20 protein-coding genes are annotated in these 21,389 nt (G+C 72.3%); 14 read left to right on the top strand and 6 right to left on the bottom strand.

The window, feature by feature from the left end; genetic code table 11:
• Positions 1 to 50: 50 nt before the first annotated feature.
• From hutU to hutI, 4 genes are read left to right on the top strand one after another with little or no spacing between them, the layout of a single operon-like run.
• Entirely contained in the window at positions 51 to 1,715 is a 1,665-nt protein-coding gene (gene hutU / locus ACP7TJ_RS12850) for a urocanate hydratase (RefSeq protein WP_367491639.1), read from the top strand.
• Positions 1,712 to 2,986, top strand: coding sequence for an allantoate amidohydrolase (locus tag ACP7TJ_RS12845; RefSeq protein WP_266397815.1), 1,275 nt, complete (start codon positions 1,712 to 1,714; stop codon positions 2,984 to 2,986). Before hutU ends, ACP7TJ_RS12845 begins: the two co-directional genes overlap by 4 nt.
• Positions 2,983 to 4,326 (top strand): formimidoylglutamate deiminase, encoded by a 1,344-nt coding sequence (locus ACP7TJ_RS12840; protein WP_093763851.1) that lies wholly within the window; start codon positions 2,983 to 2,985, stop codon positions 4,324 to 4,326. The genes ACP7TJ_RS12845 and ACP7TJ_RS12840 overlap by 4 nt, the downstream gene beginning before the upstream one ends.
• Before the next feature lie 32 nt (positions 4,327 to 4,358).
• A complete protein-coding gene (gene hutI, locus ACP7TJ_RS12835; protein ID WP_427763218.1) occupies positions 4,359 to 5,531 on the top strand; it encodes an imidazolonepropionase in 1,173 nt (390 codons plus the stop codon).
• An 86-nt stretch (positions 5,532 to 5,617) separates the two neighbouring features.
• Here hutI and ACP7TJ_RS12830 read toward each other — a convergent pair whose 3' ends face one another.
• A complete protein-coding gene (locus ACP7TJ_RS12830; protein WP_093763877.1) occupies positions 5,618 to 6,532 on the bottom strand; it encodes an RNA polymerase sigma factor SigF in 915 nt (304 codons plus the stop codon).
• Between the two features lie 250 nt (positions 6,533 to 6,782).
• Here ACP7TJ_RS12830 and ACP7TJ_RS12825 point away from each other — a divergent pair, with 250 nt between their 5' ends.
• Positions 6,783 to 7,160 (top strand): STAS domain-containing protein, encoded by a 378-nt coding sequence (locus ACP7TJ_RS12825; protein ID WP_093763853.1) that lies wholly within the window; start codon positions 6,783 to 6,785, stop codon positions 7,158 to 7,160.
• Between the two features lie 242 nt (positions 7,161 to 7,402).
• Entirely contained in the window at positions 7,403 to 7,969 is a 567-nt protein-coding gene (locus ACP7TJ_RS12820; protein WP_427763215.1) for an ATP-binding protein, read from the top strand.
• 403 nt (positions 7,970 to 8,372) lie between these two features.
• Here the strand turns inward: ACP7TJ_RS12820 and ACP7TJ_RS12815 are convergent, their stop codons facing one another.
• Complete coding sequence (locus tag ACP7TJ_RS12815; protein ID WP_093763855.1) at positions 8,373 to 9,869, bottom strand: oligopeptide:H+ symporter; 1,497 nt, start codon at positions 9,867 to 9,869, stop codon at positions 8,373 to 8,375.
• A 517-nt stretch (positions 9,870 to 10,386) separates the two neighbouring features.
• Here ACP7TJ_RS12815 and ACP7TJ_RS12810 point away from each other — a divergent pair.
• Together ACP7TJ_RS12810 and ACP7TJ_RS12805 are read left to right on the top strand one after the other, a co-directional pair.
• Complete coding sequence (locus tag ACP7TJ_RS12810; protein ID WP_093763856.1) at positions 10,387 to 11,064, top strand: response regulator transcription factor; 678 nt, start codon at positions 10,387 to 10,389, stop codon at positions 11,062 to 11,064.
• Positions 11,065 to 11,099: 35 nt separating this feature from the next.
• Positions 11,100 to 12,374 (top strand): ATP-binding protein, encoded by a 1,275-nt coding sequence (locus ACP7TJ_RS12805; protein WP_193460074.1) that lies wholly within the window; start codon positions 11,100 to 11,102, stop codon positions 12,372 to 12,374.
• A gap of 27 nt (positions 12,375 to 12,401) precedes the next feature.
• Here ACP7TJ_RS12805 and ACP7TJ_RS12800 read toward each other — a convergent pair whose 3' ends face one another.
• Complete coding sequence (locus ACP7TJ_RS12800; RefSeq protein WP_093763878.1) at positions 12,402 to 12,896, bottom strand: GtrA family protein; 495 nt, start codon at positions 12,894 to 12,896, stop codon at positions 12,402 to 12,404.
• Positions 12,897 to 13,060: 164 nt separating this feature from the next.
• Between ACP7TJ_RS12800 and ACP7TJ_RS12795 the strand changes: the two genes are divergently transcribed.
• From ACP7TJ_RS12795 to ACP7TJ_RS12780, 4 genes are all read left to right on the top strand, one after another.
• Entirely contained in the window at positions 13,061 to 14,200 is a 1,140-nt protein-coding gene (locus ACP7TJ_RS12795; protein ID WP_093763858.1) for a 5-(carboxyamino)imidazole ribonucleotide synthase, read from the top strand.
• Positions 14,197 to 14,721, top strand: a complete 525-nt coding sequence (gene purE, locus ACP7TJ_RS12790) for a 5-(carboxyamino)imidazole ribonucleotide mutase (RefSeq protein WP_189911965.1) — start codon at positions 14,197 to 14,199, stop codon at positions 14,719 to 14,721. The genes ACP7TJ_RS12795 and purE overlap by 4 nt, the downstream gene beginning before the upstream one ends.
• A 14-nt stretch (positions 14,722 to 14,735) precedes the next feature.
• Positions 14,736 to 15,914: a dipeptidase gene (locus ACP7TJ_RS12785; RefSeq protein ID WP_167744871.1), complete on the top strand. Its 1,179-nt coding sequence runs from the start codon at positions 14,736 to 14,738 to the stop codon at positions 15,912 to 15,914.
• Positions 15,915 to 16,037: 123 nt separating this feature from the next.
• On the top strand, positions 16,038 to 17,165 hold the full coding sequence (locus tag ACP7TJ_RS12780; RefSeq protein ID WP_167744872.1) for a dipeptidase: 1,128 nt from the start codon (positions 16,038 to 16,040) through the stop codon (positions 17,163 to 17,165).
• An 18-nt stretch (positions 17,166 to 17,183) separates the two neighbouring features.
• Here ACP7TJ_RS12780 and ACP7TJ_RS12775 read toward each other — a convergent pair whose 3' ends face one another.
• Together ACP7TJ_RS12775 and ACP7TJ_RS12770 are read right to left on the bottom strand one after the other, a co-directional pair.
• On the bottom strand, positions 17,184 to 17,576 hold the full coding sequence (locus ACP7TJ_RS12775; RefSeq protein WP_093763862.1) for a VOC family protein: 393 nt from the start codon (positions 17,574 to 17,576) through the stop codon (positions 17,184 to 17,186).
• 36 nt (positions 17,577 to 17,612) lie between these two features.
• A complete protein-coding gene (locus tag ACP7TJ_RS12770) occupies positions 17,613 to 17,972 on the bottom strand; it encodes a VOC family protein (RefSeq protein ID WP_427763210.1) in 360 nt (119 codons plus the stop codon).
• 109 nt (positions 17,973 to 18,081) lie between these two features.
• Between ACP7TJ_RS12770 and ACP7TJ_RS12765 the strand changes: the two genes are divergently transcribed.
• The gene (locus ACP7TJ_RS12765) at positions 18,082 to 18,588 is read left to right on the top strand and encodes a CGNR zinc finger domain-containing protein (protein ID WP_167744874.1); all 507 of its coding nucleotides are present in this window, start codon (positions 18,082 to 18,084) and stop codon (positions 18,586 to 18,588) included.
• 104 nt (positions 18,589 to 18,692) lie between these two features.
• On the opposite strand, the gene ACP7TJ_RS12760 is transcribed toward ACP7TJ_RS12765, so the two are convergent.
• Positions 18,693 to 20,036, bottom strand: coding sequence for a UDP-glucose dehydrogenase family protein (locus ACP7TJ_RS12760; protein WP_093763865.1), 1,344 nt, complete (start codon positions 20,034 to 20,036; stop codon positions 18,693 to 18,695).
• Positions 20,037 to 20,231: 195 nt separating this feature from the next.
• Between ACP7TJ_RS12760 and ACP7TJ_RS12755 the strand changes: the two genes are divergently transcribed.
• Positions 20,232 to 21,389, top strand: coding sequence for an acyl-CoA dehydrogenase (locus ACP7TJ_RS12755; protein ID WP_093763866.1), 1,158 nt, complete (start codon positions 20,232 to 20,234; stop codon positions 21,387 to 21,389).

Below are 21,389 nucleotides of genomic sequence, written 5' to 3'. Positions count from 1 at the left end.
GCCAGGATGTGAATATCTGCAGACGTCGTGTGGCCACCTGGAGGCGCCCCATGTCAGGACCTCGTCCCGTTCGAGCACCGCGCGGCAGCGAGCTGAACGCCCTGGGGTGGCAGCAGGAGGCCGCCCTGCGCATGCTGCAGAACAACCTCGACCCGGAGGTCGCCGAGCACCCCGACAAGCTCGTCGTCTACGGCGGCACCGGCAAGGCGGCCCGCGACTGGCGCTCCTTCGACGCCATGGTCCGCACCCTGAAGGGGCTCAAGCAGGACGAGACGATGCTCGTCCAGTCAGGCCGCCCCGTCGGCGTGATGCAGACCCACGAGTGGGCGCCGCGCGTTCTCATCGCCAACTCCAACCTGGTCGGCGACTGGGCGAACTGGGAGGAGTTTCGGCGCCTGGAGCAGCTCGGCCTGACCATGTACGGGCAGATGACCGCCGGCTCCTGGATCTACATCGGCACCCAGGGCATCCTCCAGGGCACCTACGAGACCTTCGCCGCCGTCGCCGCCAAGCGCTTCGGCGGCTCCCTCGCCGGCACCATCACCCTCACCGCCGGACTCGGCGGCATGGGCGGCGCCCAGCCGCTCGCCGTGACCATGAACGACGGCGTGGCGATCTGCGTCGACTGCGACCCGCGCGCCATCGACCGCCGCATCGAGCACCGGTACCTCGACGTGAGGGCCGACTCCCTCGACCACGCGCTGCGGCTCGCCGTCGAGGCACGCGACCGGCGCAGGCCGCTGTCCATCGGCGTCCTCGGCAACGCGGCCGACACCGTCCCGCGGCTCCTCGCCATGGGCGCGCCCATCGACATCGTCACCGACCAGACCTCCGCCCACGACCCCCTGGCCTACCTCCCCCTCGGCACGGCCTTCGAGGACATGGCCGACGCGGCCGCCAAGGACCCGGCCGGCTTCACCACGCGCGCCCGCGAGTCCATGGCCCGGCACGTCGAGGCGATGGTCGGCTTCCAGGACGCCGGCGCCGAGGTGTTCGACTACGGCAACTCCATCCGCGGAGAGGCCCAGCTCGCCGGGTACGAGCGGGCGTTCGCCTTCCCCGGCTTCGTCCCCGCCTACATCCGCCCGCTGTTCTGCGAGGGCAAGGGCCCCTTCCGCTGGGCCGCCCTCTCCGGCGACCCCGCCGACATCGCGAAGACCGACCGCGCGATCCTCGACCTCTTCCCGGAGAACGAGTCCCTGGCCCGCTGGATCACGCTGGCCGGTGAGCGGGTCCACTTCCAGGGCCTGCCCGCCCGCATCTGCTGGCTCGGCTACGGCGAGCGCGACAAGGCCGGCGAGCGCTTCAACGACATGGTCGCGAGCGGCGAGCTGTCCGCGCCGGTCGTCATCGGACGCGACCACCTCGACTGCGGCTCCGTGGCCTCCCCCTACCGGGAGACCGAGGCGATGCTCGACGGGTCCGACGCCATCGCCGACTGGCCGCTGCTCAACGCCATGGTCAACGTGGCCTCCGGCGCCTCCTGGGTGTCGATCCACCACGGCGGCGGCGTCGGCATGGGCCGCTCCCTCCACGCCGGGCAGGTCACCGTGGCCGACGGCACCGCCCTGGCCGGCGAGAAGATCCGCCGCGTGCTCACCAACGACCCCGGCATGGGCGTCGTCCGGCACGTCGACGCCGGGTACGACATCGCCGAGTCGGTGGCGGAGGAGCGCGGTGTGCGCATCCCCATGCGTGAGGGCGAGCGGGCATGACCCACCCGACCCCCGCCGCCCCGGAGCCCCCCGTCCGGCCCGCGCCCGCACCGGACTCCTTCCACGAGATGTGGCGGCACCTGCTGCCCGTAGGACGGAACTCCACGACCGGCGGCTACCGCCGGTTCGCCTGGACCGGCGCCGACGCCGACTGCCGGGACTGGTTCCGCGAGCAGGCCCGCCGCCGCGGTCTGGCCTACGAGGTGGACCGCAACGGCAACCAGTGGGCCTGGCTCGGCGACCCCGCCGAGGGGGACGCCGTGGTCACCGGGTCGCACCTGGACTCCGTGCCCGACGGCGGCGCCTTCGACGGCCCCCTCGGCGTCGTCTCCGCCTTCGCCGCCCTCGACGAACTGCGCCGCCGGGGCGTCCGCCCGGCGAAGCCGCTCGGCATCGTCAACTTCGGCGACGAGGAGGGCGCCCGCTTCGGGCTCGCCTGCGTCGGCTCCCGGCTCACCGCGGGCGCGCTCACCGTCGACCAGGCGCACCGGCTCACCGACGCCGACGGCATCACACTCCCGCAGGCCATGGAGACCGCCGGCTACGACCCGGACGCCATCGGCCCCGACCCCGTACGCCTCGGCCGCATCGGCGCCTTCGTCGAGCTGCACGTCGAGCAGGGACGGGCGCTGGACCTCACCGGCGACCGGGTCGGCGTCGCGTCCGCGATCTGGCCGCACGGCCGCTGGCGGTTCGACTTCCGGGGCGAGGCCAACCACGCCGGCACCACCCGGCTCGCCGACCGGCACGACCCGATGCTGCCGTACGCCGAGACCGTCCTCGCCGCCCGCCGGGAGGCCGAACAGGCGGGCGGGGTGGCCACGTTCGGCAAGCTGGCCGTCGAGCCGAACGGCGTCAACGCCGTGCCGTCCCTGGTGCGCGGCTGGCTCGACTCCCGCGCCGCCGACCAGGAGCGCCTGGACACCGTGGTCGGCGGGGTGGAGCGGGCCGCCCGCGCGTACGCCGCCGCCCACGGCGTCCAGCTGGACGTGGAACGCGAGTCCTTCACCCCCGTCGTCGAGTTCGACCACGCCCTGCGCGACCGGCTCGCCCGCATCCTGGGCAAGGACGCCGGCCTGAAGGCGCCCGTCCTCGGCACCGGCGCGGGACACGACGCGGGGATCCTCGCCGGACGCGTCCCGACCGCCATGCTGTTCGTACGGAACCCCACCGGCGTCTCGCACTCCCCGGCCGAGTTCGCCGCCGAGGACGACTGCGTGGCCGGGGTCCTCGCCCTCGCCGACGTACTGGAAGGACTGGCCGCCCCGTGACCGCCACCCCGCGGACGTACTGGCTGGAGCACGCGTGGCTCGGCGCCCACGTCGAGCCGGGCGTCGCCCTCGACGTGGCGGACGGGCGCATCGCCGGCGTCCGCACCGGCACCCCCGCGCCCCCGCCCGGCGCCGAGATCCTGCGCGGACTGACCCTCCCCGGACTGGCGAACGCCCACAGCCACGCCTTCCACCGCGCCCTGCGCTCCACCGTCCAGGTCGGCTCCGGCACCTTCTGGACCTGGCGCGAGGTCATGTACGCCACCGCCGAGCGGCTCACCCCGGACAGCTACCACGCGCTCGCCCGCGCCGTGTACGCCGAGATGGCGCTGGCCGGGATCACCACCGTCGGCGAGTTCCACTACGTGCACCACGCGCCCGGCGGCACGCCCTACGCCGACCCCAACGCCATGGGGGAGGCGCTGCTCGCGGCCGCCGCCGAGGCCGGCATCCGGATCACCCTCCTCGACGCCGCCTACCTCTCCTCCGGCTTCGGCCGGCCCCCCACCGCCCACCAGCTGCGCTTCTCCGACGGCGACGCGGACGCCTGGGCCGCACGCTCTTCACTTCTCAAGGACCAGGACCACGCGCGGATCGGCGCGGCCGTGCACTCCGTACGGGCCGTGCCCGCGGAGCAGCTGTCGACGGTGGCGCGCTGGGCCGGGGAGCGGCGGGCCCCCCTGCACGTGCACCTGTCCGAGCAGACCGCCGAGAACGACGCCTGCCGGGAGGCGCACGGCTGCACGCCGGCCCAACTGCTCGCCCTGCACGGCGTGCTGGGGCCGCGCACCACCGGGGTCCACAACACCCACCTCACCGCCGAGGACGTCTCCCTGATCGGCGGCAGCGGCACCGGCACCTGCATGTGCCCCACCACCGAACGCGACCTCGCGGACGGCATCGGACCCGCCGCGGCCCTGCAGAACGAGGGCTCCCCGCTCAGCCTCGGCTCCGACAGCCACGCCGTCGTCGACCTGTTCGAGGAGGCGCGCGCGATGGAGCTGAACGAGCGGCTGCGCACCCGCACCCGCGGTCACTGGACGGCCGCGGCCCTGCTGCGCGCGGCCACCGTCGACGGACACGCGGCGCTCGGCTGGGACGACACCGGCGTCATCGAGGCGGGGGCGCGCGCCGACCTCACCACCGTCGCGCTGGACTCGGTCAGGACAGCGGGGCCACTGCCCCGGCTGGGCGCCGAGACGGCCGTATTCGCCGCGACGGCCGCCGATGTGCGGCACACGGTCGTGGCAGGCCGGCACGTGGTGCGCGACGGGGCGCACACGCTGGTCCCCGACGTGCCCGGAGCCCTCGCGCAGGCGATCCAGGACTTGCGCGCCTGACGAACCATGAGGACGCGACCCATGAGGACACCATGAGCGCCACCGTCATCACGAACATCGCCACGCTGGTCACCAACGACCCCTCCCTCCGCGACTCCGACCCCCTCGGCCTGGTCCGGGACGCGGCCGTCGTCATCGAGGGCGACCGCGTCGTGTGGACCGGTGAAGCAAGCAAAGCACCCGCCACTGACAACCGGGTCGACGCCGGCGGCCGCGCGGTCCTGCCGGGCTTCGTCGACTCCCACTCCCACCTGGTGTTCGCCGGGGACCGCACCGAGGAGTTCAACGCCCGCATGTCGGGCCGCCCGTACAGCGCGGGCGGCATCCGCACCACCGTCGCCGCGACCCGCGCCGCGAGCGAGGCGGAGCTGGAGGCCACCCTCACCCGCTATCTCGCGGAGGCGCTGCGCCAGGGCACCACGACCTTCGAGACCAAGTCCGGCTACGGGCTGACCGTCGAGGACGAGGCCCGCGCCCTGCGGCTGGCCGCCCGCCACACCGACGAGGTCACCTACCTCGGCGCGCACGTCGTCGCCCCCGAGTACGCGGACGACCCGGCCGGCTACGTCGCCCTGGTCACCGGCGAGATGCTGAACGCCTGTGCGCCGCACGCCCGTTGGATCGACGTGTTCTGCGAGCAGGGCGCCTTCGACGGCGACCAGGCCCGCGCGGTCCTCACCGCGGGCAAGGCGAAGGGGCTGCACCCGCGGATCCACGCCAACCAGCTCTCGTACGGCCCCGGTGTGCAGCTGGCCGTCGAGCTGGACGCGGCCAGCGCCGACCACTGCACCCACCTCACCGACGCCGACGTGGACGCGCTGGCGAACAGCGCGACCGTCGCGACGCTGCTGCCCGGCGCGGAGTTCTCCACCCGCGCCGCCTGGCCGGACGCCCGGCGGCTGCTGGACGCGGGGGCGACCGTGGCGCTGTCCACCGACTGCAACCCCGGGTCGTCGTTCACCTCGTCGATGCCGTTCTGCATCGCGCTCGCCGTGCGGGACATGGGGATGACGCCCGACGAGGCCGTCCGGGCGGCCACCGCGGGCGGCGCTGCGGCGCTGCGGCGCACCGACGTCGGCCGGCTCGTCCCGGGCGCGTACGCGGACCTGGTGCTGCTCGACGCCCCCAGCCATGTCCACCTGGCCTACCGGCCGGGCGTCCCGCTGGTCACGGGCGTGTGGCGCAGGGGCGTACGGGAGGTCTGAGGGGGCGCCGCAAGGCCCGGAACCTCTGAAAGGCGGCCCGGATCCTCCGGGCCGCCCTCTGGAGGACGGACGTCACGCGGCCGGGATCACTCCTCGACCGTGAGGCCCTTGCGCAGCTTCACCAGCGTCCGGGACAGCAGACGGGAGACGTGCATCTGGGAGATGCCGAGCTCCTCGCCGATCTCCGACTGGGTCATGCCGGCCACGAACCGCAGCGACAGGATCTTCCGGTCCCGCGACGGCAGTTCGGCGATCAGCGGCTTCAACGACTCGATGTACTCGATGCCTTCGAGTCCGTGGTCCTCGTAACCGATCCGGTCGGCCAGGGCGCCCTCGGCGTCGTCCTCCTCGGGCTGGGCGTCCAGCGAGGAGGCGGTGTACGCGTTCGACGCGGCCATGCCCTCGACGACCTCGTCGGTGGTGATGCCCAGCCGGTCCGCCAGCTCGGCCACCGTCGGCGCGCGGTCGAGCTGCTGGGCCAGTTCGTCACCGGCCTTGGCCAGGTCCAGCCGCAACTCCTGCAGGCGGCGCGGTACGCGCACGGACCATGAGGTGTCGCGGAAGAAGCGCTTGATCTCGCCGATGATGGTCGGCATCGCGAAGGTGGGGAACTCCACACCCCGCGTGTGCTCGAAGCGGTCGATCGCCTTGATCAGGCCGATGGTGCCGACCTGGATGATGTCCTCCATGGGCTCGCTGCGGGAGCGGAACCGGGAGGCGGCGAACTTGACCAGGGCGAGGTTCAGTTCGACGAGCGTGGTGCGTACGTACGAGTACTCGTGACTGCCTTCGTCGAGCGATTCCAGGCGCTCGAACAGGGTCTTGGACAGGGCCCGTGCGTCGACCGGGCCCACCTCGTCGTACGGGGGGATCTCCGGGAGTCCGGCGAGGAGACCGTCCTGGACGACTCCCAGGTCGTCCTGCTCGATGGGATCCAGATGTTCCGGAAGGGGTGTCGACGTCGCTTCACGGGTAGGCGATGCGTCGAGCCGGGGTGACATGATGTCCTCCATCGTTCTCGGCATATGGCTGCCGAAGCCGATACGTGCACTGCGGTGTGCGGCGCCTCCAAAGCCGGCCGTGTCGGGTACGTGTCTTTACTAGCCCTACCGGCTGCTCGGAGCCCGCCGCAAGTGCGTTCTGTTCGCTTATGTCTGTTTGTGCGTGATTGTTAGAGTGTCGTTGCGTGGCCGGAAGGCGTAATGTTCGAGAGCGTCAGGAACAGCCACGACCTCGGGAGAGAGAGACGGCATGGACCGCGGGACGGTCGGCAGCGCACAGTCGGGCCGGCTTCTGGTCGAGGTGCGAGAAGAGGGCCCCAGTGCCGTCGTGACCCCGGCGGGTGAGTTGGACCACCACACCGCCGATCTGTTGCGGGAGCCACTGGAGGACTGCCTCGCCAAGGGTTTCAAGCGGCTTGTCATCGACTGCTCCCGGCTGGAGTTCTGTGACTCCACGGGGCTGAACGTGCTGCTCGGCGCCCGGCTGAAGGCCGAGGCGGACGGAGGCGGGGTGGCCCTCGTGGGCATGCAGCCCGTCGTCGCCCGCGTGTTCGAGATCACGGGGGCGGACGCGGTGTTCGCCGTTCACGACACGCTCGAGGCGGCCCTGGCCGACGATTCCGCGTGACGCGGGCGGGCAGGCCCGGCGGGGTGCTCGTGCCGCACCCGCCGACGGCGGGGGACACTCGGCGCGTTTTTTCGTGCGAATACGGGGGTGTTCCGTCCGGCGGCTCGGGCAGGAGACATCCAGCACGTCCCGGACGCGGTGGTCGGGAGGGTGCCGAGAACCATTCGGGCCGTCCGCGCGTGACCGACCGAGTGCGGGCAATGTCGCATGGTGAACTGGTGACACGGTGAGGTGAAGCGCTGATGAGCACCACCCGGCCCTACTCGCCGGGCGACCGCGGTCCGGAGCCCAGCGGCGCTTCCGGGACGTCCGGGGGCGCTGCACCGGCCGCGGACGCCCCGGACGGCGGCGTGGCCACGCCGATCGCCGACCCGGCGCCCCCGCCGGGGCCGTCCGGCGAGGCGCAGGCGCGCCGGCTGAGCTTCGAGGACCAGAGCGGGGTCGTGCCGCTCGCACGGGACTTCACACGGCAGGCGCTGTACGACTGGGGCTGGCTGCCGGCCGCCACCGCGGACCGGCGGGCCGCCGCCGAGGACGTCCTGCTCGTCGTGTCCGAGCTGGTCACCAACGCGTGCCTGCACGCCGAAGGGCCGGATCTGCTGACCATCACCTGCGACCGCAAGGTGATCCGCCTCGAGGTCACCGACCGGGGCACCGGCCAGCCGTCGCCGCGCACACCCCACCGCGCGGGCCGCCCGGGGGGCCACGGCATGTTCATCGTCCAGCGCCTGTGCCTGGACTGGGGCGTGCTGCGCACGCCCGACGTGGCGGGCAAGACGGTCTGGGCAGAACTCGCCACGCCGTCGTAGTCGTCGGGTCGCCCCCCGACACCCGCCACGCACCGGCCTCCAGGACCCACAGAGGACCCCTCGGAGGCCGCTCCGCTTTCCGGCGGACAAACACCCGCCCAGGACCCCCCAGCCCGCTGAGGCGCCCCCAGGCGCCTCCCGGGCAGCGCCCCGACAGGGGCGCGGGGAACTGCGCGACCAGCCAGGACGTGCCGGCACTCGGCAGAAGGCCCCCAGCCCCACGGCGCGCCCCGACAGGGGCGCGGGGAACTGCGCGACCAGCCACAACGGGCCGGCACCCGGCAAGAGCCCCCAGTCCAACGGCGCCGAACAGCGCACACCCCCCGCACCCCCGACCCCGAAGGGCTCCCAGCCGCACCGGCTGGGAGCCCCTCGTTTCAGTGCGCCGCGCGCGACACCCGCCTCAGCGGACATCCCCCATCAGCGACTTCACCTTGCTGCGGTACATCCAGATCGCGATGCCCGCCAGGACCGCGAGGGTCGCCTCCAGGGCGACGATGCCCGTCTTGTTGAGGTCGACACCGGCGATGGACAGCAGGCCGGTCGTGGCGTCGCCGGCGGTGACGGCGAGGAACCAGACGCCCATCATCTGCGAGGCGTACTTCGCGGGCGCCATCTTCGTGGTGACCGACAGGCCGACCGGGGAGAGCAGCAGCTCGCCGACGGTCTGCGTGAAGTAGATCGCCACCAGCCACAGCGCGGCCGCCTTGTGACCGCCCTCGGCGATCGACAGCGGGGCGAGGAACAGGAAGAACGAGACGCCGACCAGCATCAGACCGGACGCGAACTTCACGATCGTGCTCGGCTCCTTGCCGCGCCGGTTCAGCGCGAGCCAGATCCAGGCGAAGACCGGGGCCAGCGCCATGATCAGCACCGGGTTGACCGACTGGTACCAGGAGACCGGGAAGTCCCAGCCGAGCACGCTGTTCTCGGCCGACGAGTCGGCGAAGATCGACAGGGTCGAGCCGCCCTGGTCGTAGATCATCCAGAAGATCGCCGCGGCGACGAAGAACCAGATGTACGCGGACATCTTCGACTGCTCGGCGCGGTCGAGGTCCTTGTCGCGCTTGATGCGCGCCAGCACCATCACCGGGATGATCACGCCGAGCAGGGTCAGCGGGACCAGGATCCAGTTCAGGGTGTAGTGGCCGGAGAAGCCGACGATCGCGTACGCCACGACGGCGATGCCCGCCCACAGCGCGGCCTTGCGCAGTGTGGAGACCTTCTCCTCGGCCGACAGCGGCTTCGGGACGACGCTGGACTGCGCGTCCAGGTGGCGGCTGCCCAGCAGGAACTGCGTGACGCCCAGCCCCATGCCGAGCGCGGCGAGGGCGAAGCCCAGGTGCCAGTTGACGCTCTCGCCGACGGTGCCGATGATCAGCGGCGCGGCGAAGGCACCGAGGTTGATGCCCATGTAGAAGACGGTGAAGCCGCCGTCCCGGCGCGGGTCGTCCGGGCCCTTGTAGAGCTGGCCGACCATCGTGGAGATGTTGGCCTTCAGCAGACCGGAGCCGATCGCGACGAGGCCGAGGCCGCCGTAGAACGTGCCCGAGTAGGGCAGGGCCAGCGTCAGGTGGCCCAGCATGATGATGCCGCCGGCGACGGCGACGGTCTTGCGGGGGCCCCAGACCCGGTCGCCGAACCAGCCGCCGGGCATGGCGAGCAGGTACACCAGCGAGAGGTACACCGAGTAGATGGCGGTGGCGGTGCCCGCGCTCAGACCGAGACCGCCCGGCGCGACGAGGTACAGCGGGAGCAGAGCCCTCATGCCGTAGTAGGAGAAACGCTCCCACATCTCGGTCATGAAGAGTGTGGCCAGTCCGCGGGGGTGGCCGAAGAAGGTCTTCTCGGACCCGGGGGTGCCCGGGGTGACCGAGTCCTTCGTCAGGCTGGACGCCATGGTCGTTCCTTGCTGTCGGGACGCGTCGCGCGAGACGGGTACGCGCCCGGTGGGGGGCTGGCCGGCACCGGCGGGTCGTCCCGTCCGCCCCACGCCTGGGGGGTGCCGCCCCGGATCACGGAGCGACGGACGGCGACCACCGGGATCCACGCCCCCGCCGTGCGTCGACGCGCGGCGAAGGCCCGGCCACAGGTCATTCCTTCAGGGACCGGCAGGGTGTGCCGGCCCGCACACAAAAGAGACCCTCGGCGTCAACTGCCGCCAAAGGTCCCCGCGGTGCAACAGGCGTTGGTTCACCATACGGCAGGACACTGCCGGATATGGAAGGACTTGAGACGCGAATCACAGGTTTTGATGGAACCGCGATCGCCCATTCGAAGGTCCGCCCAGCATCGCACCTCGCACCCGCAGGTCCGTCTCAGGGGGCGGGGAGGTGAGAGCAGGGTGAGACACCGGTAAGAAGCGAGCCCGCCGATCACACCCCTGCGGCTCGGGCCACGGGTCTACCATCATCCGCATGACCCGTGTACTGCTCGCCGAGGACGACGCGTCCATCTCGGAGCCGCTGGCCCGCGCCCTGCGCCGGGAGGGCTACGAAGTCGAGGTGCGTGAGGACGGACCCGGCGCCCTGGACGCCGGAATGCAGGGCGGCGTCGACCTGGTCGTGCTGGACCTCGGGCTGCCGGGGATGGACGGCCTGGAGGTCGCCCGCCGGCTCCGCGCCGAGGGGCACACGGTCCCTCTGCTGATCCTCACCGCGCGCGCCGACGAGGTGGACACGGTCGTCGGCCTGGACGCGGGCGCCGACGACTACGTCACCAAGCCGTTCCGCCTCGCCGAACTGCTGGCCAGGGTCCGGGCCCTGCTCCGCCGCGGCGCCGCCGAGCCGCAGCAGGCGCCCGCCACCCACGGCGTCCGCATCGACGTCGAGTCGCACCGCGCGTGGATGGGCGACGAGGAGCTCCAGCTCACCGCCAAGGAGTTCGACCTGCTGCGGGTGCTGGTGCGGGACGCGGGCCGGGTGGTCACCCGCGACCAGCTGATGCGCGAGGTCTGGGACACCACCTGGTGGTCCTCCACCAAGACCCTCGACATGCACATCTCCTGGCTGCGCAAGAAGCTCGGCGACGACGCGGCCAACCCCCGTTACATCGCCACGGTGCGCGGCGTGGGCTTCCGTTTCGAGAAGAGCTGAACCCCCGCCGGGGTTCCGCCGCCGGGTAAGAGAACATGCGCCGCCGTCTGATCCAGTCCACGCTCGCCGTGGTCCTCGTCGTGATCGCCGTCTTCGGGGTCTCCCTGGTGATCGTCGAGACCCGCACCATCACCGAGACCGCCAAGGAGCGCGTGGAGTCCGAGGCGGTGCGGCTGGCCAGCATCGTCGACAGCCGCCTGCTCGTCGAGGACAAGGTCACCGCCGAGATCATCGGCGACCAGATGCCCGAGGACCGGTACGCCGTCGTCCGGATCCCCGGCAAGCCGCCCATCGAGGTCGGATCCAAGCCGGACGGCGACGTCATCAGCGCCACGGCGCCCGGCGAGGAAGGCGAGACGGTCACCGTCCAGGAGCCGCGCTCCTCGGTGACCAGGGAAGTCGCCCGCACCCTGCTGATCATCGGTTTCGTGGCGCTGCTCGCGGTGATCGCGGCGGTGCTGCTGGCGATCCGGCAGGCCAACCGGCTCGCCTCGCCGCTGACCGACCTCGCCGAGACCGCCGAGCGCCTCGGCTCCGGCGACCCGCGCCCCCGCCACCGCCGCTACGGCGTCCCCGAGCTGGACCGGGTCGCCGACGTGCTGGACGCCTCCGCCGAGCGCATCGCCCGCATGCTGACCGCCGAGCGGCGGCTCGCCGCCGACGCCTCCCACCAGCTGCGCACCCCGCTCACCGCGCTGTCGATGCGGCTGGAGGAGATCACCGTCACCGACGACCCGGACACGGTGAAGGAGGAGGCGACGATCGCGCTCGCGCAGGTGGAGCGGCTGACGGACGTGGTGGAGCGGCTGCTGACCAACTCCCGGGACCCGCGCACCGGCTCCGCCGTCACCTTCGACCTCGACGAGGTGATCAAGCAGCAGCTCGCCGAGTGGCGCCCCGCCTACCGCAGCGCCGGCCGGGCCATCGTGACGTCCGGCAAGCGGAGTCTGCGGGCCGTGGGCACCCCGGGCGCGGTCGCCCAGGTGCTGGCCGCGCTGATCGAGAACTCGCTGATGCACGGCGGCGGCACGGTCGCCCTGCGTACCCGGGTCACCGGCAACCAGGTCGTCGTGGAGGTCACCGACGAGGGTCCGGGCGTGCCCGCCGAGCTGGGGTCGCGGATCTTCGAGCGGGCGATCAGCGGGCGCAACTCCACCGGGATCGGCCTGGCGGTCGCCCGGGACCTGGCGGAGGCGGACGGCGGCCGTCTGGAGATGCTCCAGGCCAAGCCGCCCGTGTTTGGCCTGTTCCTGTCCCGCACGCCCCCGCAGAAGGACCCGGAAGAGGAGACCCGCAGGACGGTGCGCTGAGCGGGACGCGCTGCGGCGAGGAGAGCGCTACGGCACGCGCTGCCGGAGCCGCTCCCCGGCGGCCGTGGCGCCGCCGCCCGCCACGGGCTCCTCGCGCACCGGCAGGGCGCGGAACACCCATGTGCGGTAGGACCAGAAGCGGAACAGCGTCGCGATGCCGATGCCGAGGAACTTGAAGATGTTGCTCTGGAGCGAGCTGTCCCAGCCGAAGCCGTACGTCGCCGTGTAGAGCAGGCCGTTCTCGATCACCAGGCCGATGACGCTGAAGAGCAGGAACAGCGACATCTCGCGGGTGCGCCGGGACTTGTCGCGGTCCCGGTAGGTGAAGTACCGGAAGCCGACGTAGTTGAAGACGATCGCGACCACGGTGGCGATGACGCTCGCGCGCACCACCTGGAGGTCGGTCGCCTGGCGGACCAGGTTGAACACACCGAGGTTGACCAGCACCCCGGCTCCCCCCACCGCGCCGAACTTGGCCACTTCGCGGAAGAGCCGTCGAAGCCCCGAGGAACCTTGTCCCATCGCCCACAGGCTCCCGTCGGTCGAGTGCGTCAACTCCGCCATGCTAACCACCCGGACGCGCGATCTTCCTGCGGACGCCGTGTCACACGGGCACCGTGTGTCCCTTCCGTCCCGCGGGACGGGCGGGAATCGGCCACCCTGGCGTGGGCGGATACCCTGGGGTCGTGACGTTCCCGGTAGTCGGCATGGTCGGCGGCGGTCAGCTCGCTCGTATGACACACGAGGCGGGCATCCCGTTCGGCATCAGGTTCAAGCTTCTCAGTGACACTCCGCAGGATTCCGCGGCCCAGGTCGTGAGCGATGTCGTCGTCGGCGACTACCGCGACCTGGACACCTTGCGCGACTTCGCGCGCGGCTGCGACGTGATCACCTTCGACCACGAGCACGTGCCCACCGAGCACCTGCGGGCCCTCGAGGCGGACGGCGTCCCCGTCCGCCCCGGCCCCGACGCTCTGGTGCACGCCCAGGACAAGGGCGTGATGCGCGCGAAGCTCGACGCGATCGGCATCCCGTGCCCGCGCCACCGCATCGTGTCCGATCCGGCCGACGTGGCCGCGTTCGCGGCGGAGGGCGAGGGCTTCCCCGTCGTCCTCAAGACCGTGCGCGGCGGGTACGACGGCAAGGGCGTGTGGGTCGTGGACTCCGCCGAGGAGGCCGCCGAGCCGTTCAAGGCCGGGGTGCCCGTCCTCGCCGAGGAGAAGGTCGACTTCGTGCGCGAGCTGGCCGCCAACGTGGTCCGCTCCCCGCACGGCCAGGCCGTCGCCTACCCGGTCGTGGAGTCGCGGCAGGTCAACGGCGTCTGCGACACCGTGATCGCGCCCGCGCCCGACCTCGACGAGGAGCTCGCGCTGAAGGCCGAGGAGATGGCGCTGACCATCGCCAAGGAGCTCGGCGTGGTCGGCCACCTCGCGGTGGAGCTGTTCCAGACCCGCGACGGCCGCATCCTCGTCAACGAGCTCGCGATGCGCCCGCACAACTCCGGCCACTGGTCCATGGACGGCGCGATCACCTCGCAGTTCGCCAACCACGTCCGCGCCGTCCTCGACCTCCCGCTCGGCGACCCCCGCCCGCGCGCGACGTGGACGGTCATGGTCAACGTGCTGGGCGGCGACTACCCGGACATGTACTCGGCGTACCTGCACTGCATGGCGCGCGACCCCCAGCTGAAGATCCACATGTACGGCAAGGACGTGAAGCCCGGCCGCAAGGTCGGCCACGTGAACACCTACGGCGACGACCTGGACGACGTGCTGGAGCGCGCCCGTCACGCAGCCGGCTACCTGAGAGGCACGATCACCGAATGAGTCCCGTCGTTGGCATCGTCATGGGGTCCGACTCCGACTGGCCCGTCATGGAGGCGGCGGCCAAGGCCCTCGACGAGTTCGAGATCGCCTACGAGGTCGACGTGGTCTCCGCGCACCGCATGCCCCGCGAGATGATCACGTACGGCGAGCAGGCCGCGGACCGCGGGCTCAAGGTGATCGTCGCGGGCGCGGGCGGCGCCGCCCATCTGCCCGGCATGCTCGCCTCGGTGACCCCGCTGCCCGTCATCGGCGTGCCCGTGCCGCTGAAGTACCTCGACGGCATGGACTCGCTGCTGTCCATCGTGCAGATGCCGGCCGGCGTGCCCGTCGCCACCGTCTCCGTCGCCGGCGCGCGCAACGCGGGCCTGCTCGCGGCCCGGATCCTCGCCGCCCACGACGAGGAACTGCTCACCCGCATGCGGGAGTTCCAGCAGGAGCTGAACGACCAGGCGGCCGAGAAGGGCAAGCGGCTGCGGGCCAAGGCCGAGGGCGCCGGCGCCGGTTTCGGCTTCGGCAAGTGAGCGGGGCGGCCGGCATGAGCACCCTGGACGACGCCCGCGCGCTGCTCGCCGAGTTCCCCGTCGTCGACGGGCACAACGACCTGCCGTGGGCACTGCGCGAACAGGTCTCCTACGACCTCGACGCCCGCGACATCGCCGCCGACCAGTCCGCCCATCTGCACACCGACATCCCCCGGCTGCGCGCCGGCGGCGTGGGCGCGCAGTTCTGGTCGGTGTACGTCCGCGCCGACGCCCCCGACCCGGTGCCGGCCACGCTGGAACAGATCGACTGCGTACGGCGGTTGCTGGACCGGCACCCGCGGGACCTGGCGCCCGCGCTGACCGCCGCCGACATGGAGGCCGCGCGCCGCGAGGGCCGTATCGCCTCCCTCATGGGGGCGGAGGGCGGCCACTCCATCGCCAACTCCCTCGGCACGCTGCGGGGGTTGTACGACCTCGGGGTGCGCTATCTGACCCTCACCCACAACTTCAACGTGGCGTGGGCCGATTCGGCGACCGACGAGCCCGGCGTGGGCGGACTGTCGGCGTTCGGCCGCGAGGTGGTGCGGGAGATGAACCGGCTCGGCATGCTGGTCGACCTCTCCCACGTCGCCGCCACGACCATGCGGGACGCGCTGGACACCAGCACGGCGCCGGTGATCTTCTCCCACTCCTCGGCCCGCGCGGTCTGCGACCACCCGCGCAACATCCCCGACGACGTGCTGGAGCGGCTGCCCGCCAACGGCGGCGTCGCGATGGTGACGTTCGTGCCGAAGTTCGTGCTCCAGGCCGCCGTCGACTGGACGGCGGCCGCCGACGAGAACCTGCGCGCGCACGGCTTCCACCACCTCGACACCAGCCCCGAGGCGATGACGCTGCACCGCGCCTTCGAGGAGACCCACCCGCGGCCCGTCGCCACGGTGGCCACGGTCGCCGACCACCTCGACCACATGCGCGAGGTCGCCGGTATCGACCACCTCGGCATCGGCGGCGACTACGACGGCACGGCCTTCACCCCCGACGGCCTGGACGACGTCTCCGGCTACCCCCGGCTGATCGCCGAGCTGCTGGACCGCGGCTGGTCCCGCGCCGACCTGGCCAAGCTGACCTGGCAGAACGCGGTGCGGGTGCTGGGCGACGCCGAGGACGTGGCCCGTGACCTGCGGGCCACGCGCGCGCCGTCCCACGCCACCGTCGAGGCGCTGGACGGCTGACCGGCGGACGCGGCGCGGGGCTGGCCCGTCCTTACCCCGAACGCCGCGTTCACCAGGAAGTCCGCGGGTGCTCCGTGCGACCGTGGCCGTACCGCCCGAGGTCACGACGTACGGAGCCCCGTTATGGCCGATCTCCAGGACGATCTGCATACCGCCGCCGAGGTGGGCCGTGCCGACGAGCCGTACCCGCAGGAGGCGGTGGTCGTCGGACCGGAGGAGTACCGGCCCGTCTCCGACCCGGACGACGCCCCCCTCGACCGCGCGCGGGCCGTCCTTGCCGCCCACCCCGTCTGCGACGGCTACAGCGGTCTGCCGTGGACGCTGCGCGGACTGCCCTGGTACGACCTCGACCTGGGGGAGAGCGCCGTCGACGCGGACCTGCCGCGGCTGCGCAAGGGGCAGGTCGGCGCCGTGTTCTGGTCGCTGCACCTGCCGGACGGCCACGACGGCGACCGGGCGCTCGCCACGACCCTGGAGCAGCTGGACCTGGCGCAGGGGGTCGTCGCCGCCCACGACGCGGGGCTGCGGCCCGCCCGCACCGCCGGGGAGGTCGTCGACGCCCGCAACTGCGGCCGGGTCGCCGTGCTCTTCGGTCCCGCCGGCGCGCCCGCCCTCGGCGACTCCCTGAGCGTCCTGCGCTCCCTGCACGCCCTCGGCGTCCGGGTGCTCACCCTCACCGGCACCTCCTGGGCGGGCCCGGCCGGGCTCACCCGGTTCGGCGAGGAGGTCGTCCGCGAGATGAACCGGCTCGGCATGGTCGCCGACCTCTCCTACGCCTCCGCCCCCACGATCCGCAGGGCGCTCGTGGTCTCCAAGGCACCGGTGCTGTTCACCCGGTCCGGCGCCCGCGATCTGCGCCCGCACCCGGCCAACCTGCCCGACGACCTGCTCGCCGCGGTGGGCGAGGCGAAGGGACTGTGCCTGGTGCCGCTCACCGCCGAACAGGCCGGACCGACCGTCCGCGACGTCGCCGACCACCTCGACCACGTCCGCACCGTCGCCGGCCCCGAGTCCGTGGGCCTGTCCGGCACGTACGACACGGGCGGCGCGCACCCGCAGGAACTGAGCGACCCGTCCTGCTACCCCCTCCTGATCGCGGAGCTCCTCCGCCGCGGCTGGGACGAGTCCGACGTAGCCCTTCTGACCTGGGGCAACGTCCAACGCGTCCTGCGCGCCACCGCCTTCACGGCCCACACGGCCCGACAACGCCGCAAGCCGTCGACGGCGACGATCGGCGCCCTCGACGGCTGAACCGGCTCCTGCGGTGACCTACGGCTGTTCGATGCGGCACAGACAGAAGGGGTGGCCCGCGGGGTCGGCGTAGACACGGAAGTCCTTGGTCCTGTCGTCCTCGCGGTCCAGGACGCGCGCTCCGAGGGCCAGGACCTTCGCCTCCGCCGCGTCGACCTCCTCCCATGTGCCGCCCGCGTCGAAGTCGAGGTGGAACTGCTGGGAGTCGTGGTCGGCGCTCGGCCAGGCCGGCGGGGTGAGGCCGGGGGCCCGCTGGAAGGCCAGGCGGGGGCCCGAGGGGACCTGGAGGACCACCCAGTCGTCGTCCTCCGCCACGGGCGTGCCGCCGGCGACGGCCGCGTAGAAGACCGCCAGCTCACTCGGGTCGGGGCAGTCCAGGACGACACTGCGCAGTCGTGCCACGGGGGCCATCGGTTCCTCCTTGACTCAGCGGGCTCTCGGGGGATCTCAGCAGGCGCACAGGCAGAACGGGTGCCCGGCCGGATCCGCGTAAACCCGGAAGCTGCGCGAGCGGTCCTCCGTGTCCAGCGGCTCCGCGCCCAGCGCCAGGACCTCCTTCTCGGCCGCGTCCAGGTCCTCGACGGTCAGGTCGAGGTGGAACTGCTGGGAGCGGTCGGCCGCGGGCCACCGCGGCGGGACGTGGCCCTCGGCCCGCTGGAAGGCCAGCGTCGGACCGCCGGGCACCGCGAGGTCCACCCAGTCGCCTTCGCCCTCCGGCGTGCCGCCCACGACACCGGCGTAGAAACCGGCCAGCGCGTGCGGGTCCGGACAGTCCAGGACGACGGAGCCCACCTTCGCTACGGACATGACTGCCTCCTCGTGTTACCGCTTGAAGCGGCCTACAGGTAACCGTTACCGCATGCTGCCGCAGAACCGGTAACCTCGCAAGGAGATTTCGGGAAGGTACCGTCGCGTCATGAGCGAGAGAGCGGCCCCGCCCGGGCGGCTGACCCTGGTCCACGACCTCGTCAACACGGTGGACCTCGCCACCGGCGCCGACGCGCTGGACACCCCCGAGGGCCGCGCGCCCTTCGGGCTCACCGAGGACGCCGTCGAGGACGCCCGCGCGCTGCGCGAGTCGCTGCGGGCCACCCTGCTCGCGCACGCCGGACACCCCGCCCACCGCCCGGTCGTCCCGCTCGGCGAGCTGCTCGCCCGCGCGCCCCTGGTGGTCACGGTCGACCCCGCCGACGGCTCCGCCGCCCTCGCGCCGGTCGACGAGGGGCCGCTGCTCTCCCGGGTCGCCGCCGCCGTCGCCGAGGCGGTCACGGCCGGCACCTGGCAGCGCCTCAAGGCGTGCGAGTCCCCGGCCTGCCACTGGGCCTACTACGACCGCAGCCCCGGCGGACGCGGCCGCTGGTGCTCGATGCAGGTGTGCGGGGCTCGCGAGAAGATGCGCCGCTACCGGGCGAAGCAGGGGTAGACCCGGCACGCCGGCGCGCGGTGGGGCAGAATGCAGGACGACGCCGGTTCGGCCGACTGAGCCTCGGCCGAACCGGCGTCACCCTTCCCGCGGGAAGCGGATCCTCAGGCCCCGGGGCGTCCCATCGCCCGGAAGCGCCAGCCGGCCCGCCGCCACGCCTCCGCGTCGAGCGCGTTGCGCCCGTCCAGCACGACCCGCTCGGCCGTCACCTCGCCCAGCTCCGCCGGGTCCAGCTCGCGGAACTCCTGCCACTCCGTCAGGTGCAGCACGACATGGGCGCCGCGCACCGCCTCCAGCGCCGAGTCGGCGTACCCGAGCGTGGGGAAGATGCTGCGGGCGTTGTCCATGCCCTTCGGGTCGTAGACCGTGACCTGGCCGCCCTGGAGGTGGATCTGCCCGGCCACGTTCAGCGCGGGCGAGTCGCGGACGTCGTCCGAGTCCGGCTTGAACGTCGCGCCCAGCACCGCCACCCGCTTGCCGAGGAACGGCCCGCCGCCCAGCTCCTGCCGGGTCAGCTCCACCATCCGCCCGCGCTGGCGCATGTTGATCGAGTCGATCTCGCGCAGGAACGTCAGCGCCTGGTCCGCGCCCAGCTCACCGGCGCGCGCCATGAACGCCCGGATGTCCTTCGGCAGACACCCGCCGCCGAAGCCGATCCCGGCGCGCAGGAACTTCCGGCCGATCCGGTCGTCGTAGCCGATCGCCTCGGCCAGCTTGGCGACGTCGCCGCCGGTGGCCTCGCACAGCTCCGCCATCGCGTTGATGAAGGAGATCTTGGTGGCGAGGAAGGAGTTCGCGGACGTCTTCACCAGCTCCGCCGTCGGGAAGTCCGTCACCACGAACGGCGAACCCTCCTCGACCGGCGTGGCGTACACCTCGCGCAGCAGCTTCTCCGACCGCTCGCTGCGCACGCCCACCACGATCCGGTCCGGGTGCAGGGTGTCCTGCACCGCGAAGCCCTCGCGCAGGAACTCCGGGTTCCAGGCCAGCTCCGCGTCCGCCCCGGCCGGCGCGTGCTCGGCGAGGTAGGCGGCCAGCCGGTCGGCCGACCCGACGGGCACCGTCGACTTGCCCACGACCAGCGCGGGGCCCTTCAGATGCGGGGCGAGCGAGGCGATCGCCGAGTCGACGTACGACATGTCGCAGGCGTACTCGCCGTGCCGCTGCGGGGTGTTCACGCAGACGAAGTGGACGTCGCCGAACTCGCCCAGCTCGGCCCAGTCCATGGTGAACCGCAGCCGGCCGGTCGAGCCCTCGATCCCGGCCACATGCCGGCGCAGCAGCTCCTCGAGCCCCGGCTCGTACATCGGGACCTCGCCGCGGCGCAGCTTGTCGATCTTCTCGGGCACCACGTCGAGGCCCATCACCTCGAAGCCCAGCTCGGCCATGGCCGCGGCGTGGGTCGCGCCGAGATAACCGGTGCCGATCACGGTGATCTTGAGGGCCATGGGTGTGCTCCAGAGGTCTGCGGCAGGCACGTGCGCGCCCGAGCATATCCGGGGCGCCCGCACGCGCCTCGTCCGGTTGTTCCCCCGCTGTCGCCCAGCTCACCTATCCACGACCATGGGGAAAGGCCTAACATTTGAGTTACTTAACGGTAGTTAGCGTGACCAGCATCGCAGCGTTTTGGAGCGTGAGAGACCTTGGCCGGATCGGCTGACTTCGACCTGTACCGCCCGTCCGAGGAGCACGACATGCTCCGGGACGCCGTCCGCTCGCTGGCCGAGGCGAAGATCGCGCCGCACGCCGCCGCGGTGGACGAGGAGGCCCGCTTCCCCCGCGAGGCCCTCGACGCGCTCGTCGCGAACGACCTGCACGCCGTCCACGTCCCCGAGGAGTACGGCGGCGCCGGCGCCGACGCCCTCGCCACCGTCATCGTGATCGAGGAGGTGGCCCGCGTCTGCGCGTCCTCCTCCCTCATCCCCGCCGTGAACAAGCTGGGCTCGCTGCCGGTCATCCTCTCCGGCTCCGAGGCGCTGAAGAAGAGGTACATGGCCCCGCTCGCCAAGGGCGAGGCGATGTTCTCGTACTGCCTGTCCGAGCCGGACGCCGGTTCCGACGCCGCCGGCATGAAGACCCGCGCCGTCCGCGACGGCGACTTCTGGGTGCTGAACGGCGTGAAGCGCTGGATCACCAACGCCGGCGAGTCCGAGTTCTACACGGTGATGGCCGTCACCGACCCGGAGAAGCGCTCCAAGGGCATCTCCGCCTTCGTCGTCGAGAAGTCCGACCCGGGCGTCTCCTTCGGCGCGCCGGAGAAGAAGCTCGGCATCAAGGGCTCGCCGACCCGCGAGGTCTACCTGGACAACGTCCGCATCCCCGCCGACCGCATGATCGGCGAGGAGGGCACCGGCTTCGCCACGGCGATGAAGACCCTGGACCACACCCGCATCACCATCGCCGCCCAGGCCCTCGGCATCGCCCAGGGCGCCCTCGACTACGCCAAGGGCTACGTCAAGGAGCGCAAGCAGTTCGGCAAGCCGATCGCCGACTTCCAGGGCGTGCAGTTCATGCTCGCCGACATGGCCATGAAGATCGAGGCCGCCCGCCAGCTCACATACGCCGCGGCGGCGAAGTCCGAGCGGGGCGACAGCGACCTGACCTTCCAGGGCGCCGCCGCCAAGTGCTTCGCCTCCGACGTGGCCATGGAGGTCACCACGGACGCCGTCCAGCTCCTCGGCGGCTACGGCTACACCCGCGACTACCCGGTCGAGCGCATGATGCGCGACGCCAAGATCACGCAGATCTACGAAGGCACGAATCAGGTCCAGCGCATCGTGATGGCGCGCAACCTGCCGTAA

It is taken from the genome of Streptomyces sp. DSM 41931 (genome assembly GCF_050271085.1).
Lineage (GTDB): Bacteria > Actinomycetota > Actinomycetes > Streptomycetales > Streptomycetaceae > Streptomyces > Streptomyces albogriseolus.
Note: the sequence above shows the minus strand (reverse complement) of the source record. Positions and strands in the feature narration are given on the sequence as shown.

Bases quoted from the DNA above. Each gene is read 5' to 3' on its own strand.
- ACP7TJ_RS12805 (WP_193460074.1), top strand. From the start codon at position 11,100: ATGCGCCGCCGTCTGATCCAGTCCACGCTCGCCGTGGTCCTCGTCGTG.
- purE (WP_189911965.1), top strand. From the start codon at position 14,197: ATGAGTCCCGTCGTTGGCATCGTCATGGGGTCCGACTCCGACTGGCCC.
- ACP7TJ_RS12800 (WP_093763878.1), bottom strand. From the start codon at position 12,896: ATGGGACAAGGTTCCTCGGGGCTTCGACGGCTCTTCCGCGAAGTGGCC.
- hutU (WP_367491639.1), top strand. From the start codon at position 51: ATGTCAGGACCTCGTCCCGTTCGAGCACCGCGCGGCAGCGAGCTGAAC.
- ACP7TJ_RS12775 (WP_093763862.1), bottom strand. From the start codon at position 17,576: ATGGCCCCCGTGGCACGACTGCGCAGTGTCGTCCTGGACTGCCCCGAC.
- hutI (WP_427763218.1), top strand. From the start codon at position 4,359: ATGAGCGCCACCGTCATCACGAACATCGCCACGCTGGTCACCAACGAC.
- ACP7TJ_RS12820 (WP_427763215.1), top strand. From the start codon at position 7,403: ATGAGCACCACCCGGCCCTACTCGCCGGGCGACCGCGGTCCGGAGCCC.
- ACP7TJ_RS12780 (WP_167744872.1), top strand. From the start codon at position 16,038: ATGGCCGATCTCCAGGACGATCTGCATACCGCCGCCGAGGTGGGCCGT.
- ACP7TJ_RS12815 (WP_093763855.1), bottom strand. From the start codon at position 9,869: ATGGCGTCCAGCCTGACGAAGGACTCGGTCACCCCGGGCACCCCCGGG.
- ACP7TJ_RS12845 (WP_266397815.1), top strand. From the start codon at position 1,712: ATGACCCACCCGACCCCCGCCGCCCCGGAGCCCCCCGTCCGGCCCGCG.
- ACP7TJ_RS12825 (WP_093763853.1), top strand. From the start codon at position 6,783: ATGGACCGCGGGACGGTCGGCAGCGCACAGTCGGGCCGGCTTCTGGTC.
- ACP7TJ_RS12765 (WP_167744874.1), top strand. From the start codon at position 18,082: ATGAGCGAGAGAGCGGCCCCGCCCGGGCGGCTGACCCTGGTCCACGAC.
- ACP7TJ_RS12760 (WP_093763865.1), bottom strand. From the start codon at position 20,036: ATGGCCCTCAAGATCACCGTGATCGGCACCGGTTATCTCGGCGCGACC.
- ACP7TJ_RS12830 (WP_093763877.1), bottom strand. From the start codon at position 6,532: ATGTCACCCCGGCTCGACGCATCGCCTACCCGTGAAGCGACGTCGACA.
- ACP7TJ_RS12785 (WP_167744871.1), top strand. From the start codon at position 14,736: ATGAGCACCCTGGACGACGCCCGCGCGCTGCTCGCCGAGTTCCCCGTC.
- ACP7TJ_RS12770 (WP_427763210.1), bottom strand. From the start codon at position 17,972: ATGTCCGTAGCGAAGGTGGGCTCCGTCGTCCTGGACTGTCCGGACCCG.
- ACP7TJ_RS12810 (WP_093763856.1), top strand. From the start codon at position 10,387: ATGACCCGTGTACTGCTCGCCGAGGACGACGCGTCCATCTCGGAGCCG.